This is a genomic window from Acidovorax sp. (assembly GCF_046339755.1).
Classification (GTDB): domain Bacteria; phylum Pseudomonadota; class Gammaproteobacteria; order Burkholderiales; family Burkholderiaceae_C; genus Acidovorax.
In genome coordinates this window covers 1-3,300 of sequence record NZ_JBKDTZ010000312.1, presented here as the reverse complement: position 1 = coordinate 3,300, position 3,300 = coordinate 1, and the positions used below count along the sequence as shown (strand labels likewise).

At 67.3% G+C, this 3,300-nt stretch carries 4 protein-coding genes; all 4 read right to left on the bottom strand.

The genetic code is table 11. The annotated features are described in order from the left end of the window. Nucleotides 1-74 precede the first annotated feature (74 nt). A complete protein-coding gene (locus tag ACK59X_RS27045; RefSeq protein ID WP_409961606.1) occupies nt 75-524 on the bottom strand; it encodes a TfoX/Sxy family protein in 450 nt (149 codons plus the stop codon). A 13-nt stretch (nt 525-537) separates the two neighbouring features. Then, nucleotides 538-1,704 carry an acyl-CoA dehydrogenase family protein gene (locus ACK59X_RS27040; protein ID WP_409961605.1) on the bottom strand — a complete coding sequence of 389 codons (1,167 nt, stop codon included), beginning with the start codon at nt 1,702-1,704 and terminating at the stop codon, nt 538-540. A gap of 32 nt (nt 1,705-1,736) precedes the next feature. Beyond that, a complete protein-coding gene (locus ACK59X_RS27035; protein ID WP_409961604.1) occupies nt 1,737-2,144 on the bottom strand; it encodes a lysozyme inhibitor LprI family protein in 408 nt (135 codons plus the stop codon). A gap of 57 nt (nt 2,145-2,201) precedes the next feature. Then, a partial coding sequence (mmsA, locus tag ACK59X_RS27030) for a CoA-acylating methylmalonate-semialdehyde dehydrogenase (RefSeq protein WP_409961603.1) occupies nt 2,202-3,300 on the bottom strand: 1,099 nt, incomplete at its 5' end.

The following is a 3,300-nucleotide window of genomic DNA, read 5'->3' as shown; positions in this document are numbered from 1 at the left end:
TGCCTTCACCGGGGGCACGCGGCGTGCCGAGGCGGACGATGCGAATGGGCATGGCGGCGGCTTCCTTCAGGGAATCAGTCGTCGGCCTCGAAGATGCTGTGGCGCTTGGTGGTCGCCGGCTTCTTCTTCGTGGCAGTGCTTTTCTTGGCGGCCGTCTTGGTCGCAGTCGACTTGCGTTTGGGTGTGGCCTTGGCCTGCGGGTTGTAGGCCAGGGCCTCCTGCACCCAGAAGTTCCACAGCGCGCGCGTGGCATAGCCATTGGGCTCGATCCAGAAATTGCCCTTCATGCCGCCGCAGGGCGAGAGCTCGCGAGTTTTCTGCATCTCCTGGAACTCTTCGTGCCGCTCGGGTGGCAGGCGCACCAGCAGGTCTTCGTTCTTCACGGCGATGCAGACCTTGCCGTCCACGAAGAAGGCATGGCTGCCGAACAGGTTGCGTTCCTCCACATCGCCGCGCGATTCCAATGCGTCGCGCACTGCGGCGATCAGGTGCAGGGTCTCGTCGGAGAGGGGGCGCGCAGGCATGGGGGTGGTGGATTCAGCGGATCACGTCCGGCGCATCCCCATCGAGCATGCGCCGCGCGATGATCACGCGCATGATCTCGTTGGTGCCCTCCAGGATCTGGTGCACGCGCGCATCGCGCAGCAGGCGCTCCAGCGGGTATTCGCGGATATAGCCGTAGCCGCCGTGCAGCTGCAGCGCCTCGTTGCAGACGGTGAAGCCGGCGTCGGTGGCAAAGCGCTTGGCCATGGCGCAGTAGGTGCTGGCATTCGCATCGCCCGCGTCGAGCTTGCTGGCAGCCAGGCGCACCATCTGGCGCGCGGCCACCAGCTCGGTGGCCATGTCGGCCAGCTTGAACTGCAGTGCCTGGAAGCTCGCGATGGGCTTGCCGAACTGCTTCCTGTCCTGCATGTACTGCTGGGCCTGCGCGAGCGCGCCCTGCGCCGCGCCCACCGAGCAGGTGGCGATGTTGATGCGCCCGCCGTCCAGGCCCTTCATCGCGATCTTGAAGCCCTCGCCCTCGCGGCCGAGCAAATGGTCGGCCGGAATGCGCACGTTGTCGAAGCTGATGGTGCGCGTGGGCTGGCTGTTCCAGCCCATTTTTTCTTCCTTCTTGCCGTAGCTGATGCCCGGCGCATCGGCCGGCACGGCAAAGGCCGAGATGCCGCCCGCTCCCGAGGCCGCATCGCCCGTGCGCGCCATGAGCACCAGCACGTCGGTGGCGCCCGCACCCGAGATGAAGGCCTTGGCGCCGTTGATCACGTATTCGTGGCCCACCAGCTCGGCCCGGGTCTTGAGCGAAGCCGCGTCCGAGCCCGCACCGGGCTCGGTCAGGCAGTAGGAGGCGAGCTTTTCGCCCGTGGTGAGCAGCGGCCCCCAGTGGTCGCGCACGGCCGGGGTGGCCCAGGTGCCCAGCATCCAGGTCGCCATGTTGTGGATGGTGATGAAGGCCGTCGTGGACGGGTCCACGGCCGCCATTTCCTCGAAGACCAGCGTGGCGTCCAGGCGGGGCAGGGCCAGGCCGCCCGCAGCCTCGGGCGCGTACAGACCGCAAAAGCCCAGCTCGCCGGCCTTGGCGATGGCCTCCTTGGGGAAGATGCCTTCGGCGTCCCAGTGCGCGGCGTGCGGCGCGAACTCGGCCCGGGCAAAGTCGCGGGCCGTCTGGGCAAAGGCGCGTTGTTCTTCGGTGAGCTCGAAGTCCATGTCTCTGTGGTCCTTGTTGTTCTGTGGGTGCGTCAGGGCTTCGCGGGGCTGTCCATCGACAGCCAGCGCATCAGCCCCTTGCGGCGTTCCTGCGTCTCACGGGTCAGGCACTCGTGGTAGATCCGCGGGCCTTCAGGCTGCTGCTCGGTGGCGCGGGTGGACTGCTTGCACTGCACATTGCGGGCGCGCATCCAGGCCGTGTGCTCCTGGCGCAGCTGCGGGCGCTCGTGCGCCGACAGGGCGCGCATCACGTCGGCGTACAGCACGGCAATGGCCGTGTCGGCCGCCTGGAAGTCCTGCACCGCGCAGGCATTGGTCTCGGCCACCGTGCCGCCCGGGCGGCATGCGGCGCCGGCCTGGGCGAAGGCGGTGGAAGAAGCCATGAGCAAGGGCAGGGCACAGGCTGCAGCGCGCAGCAGGATAGGGAGGTCACGGTGCATGCACCGATTTCACCATGCCCTGCTACTGTGCCACGCCGCCTGGGGCCTTTCGCCGGCTTACTTCAGGCTGATCGTCGTATTCACGCCGTGGGCGATGGTGCTGTCGTCGAACCAGCGCGCCGTCACCGTCTTGGTCTGCGTGTAGAACAGCACGACCTGCTTGCCGTAGGGGCCCAGGTCGCCGAGCTTGGAGGCACGCGAACCCGAGAACGAGAACAGCGGCACCGGCACGGGGATCGGCACGTTGATGCCGACCTGACCGACGTCGATCTCTTCCTGGAACTTGCGCGCGGCCGCACCCGACTGGGTGAAGATGGCGGTGCCGTTGCCATTCGGGTTGTCGTTGATGAAGGCGATGGCTTCGTCGATGTCCGCCGCGGCCGACAGGCACAGCACGGGGCCGAAGATTTCCTGTTCGTAGATGCTCATGCCGGGCTTGACGCCGCTGAACACCGTGGGGCCCACGAAGTTGCCTTTCTCGTATCCTGCCACGACCGGGTTGCGGCCATCGAGTTCCAGCGTGGCGCCATCGGCCACGCCGCGCGCGATCAGGCCTTCCACACGGTCCTTGGCGGCGCACGAGACCACCGGGCCCACGTCCGTGCCCGTTTCGGTGCCGGCGCTGACTTTGAGGGTCTTGGCCTTGGCCACCAGGTCGGGGATCCACTTTTGCGCCTCGCCCACCAGCACCACCACCGACAGCGCCATGCAGCGCTGGCCGGCGGCGCCGAAGGCCGCACCGGCCAGGGCGTTCAGGGTCTGCTCCTTGTTCGCGTCGGGCAGCACGATGGCGTGGTTCTTGGCGCCCATCATGCACTGCACGCGCTTGCCGGCCAGGCTGGCGCGGTTGTAGACATGGGTGCCCACCTTGGTGGAGCCGACGAAGCTGATGGCCTTGATGTCCTTGTGGTCGCAGATGGCGTTCACGGCCATCTCGCCGCCGTGCACCACGTTGAGCACCCCCGGAGGCACGCCGGCTTCCAGTGCCAGCTCCACCAGGCGCATGGTCACCATCGGGTCCTGCTCGGAGGGTTTGAGCACGAAGGTGTTGCCCGTGGCGATGGCCATGGGGAACATCCACAGCGGGATCATGGCCGGGAAGTTGAAGGGCGTGATGCCCGCACACACGCCCAGCGGCTGCAGCAGGGTGTAGGTT

Excerpts from the sequence above, each read along its gene's own strand:
- ACK59X_RS27035 (WP_409961604.1), bottom strand. The coding sequence starts at position 2,144 with ATGCACCGTGACCTCCCTATCCTGCTGCGCGCTGCAGCCTGTGCCCTG.
- ACK59X_RS27045 (WP_409961606.1), bottom strand. The coding sequence starts at position 524 with ATGCCTGCGCGCCCCCTCTCCGACGAGACCCTGCACCTGATCGCCGCA.
- ACK59X_RS27040 (WP_409961605.1), bottom strand. The coding sequence starts at position 1,704 with ATGGACTTCGAGCTCACCGAAGAACAACGCGCCTTTGCCCAGACGGCC.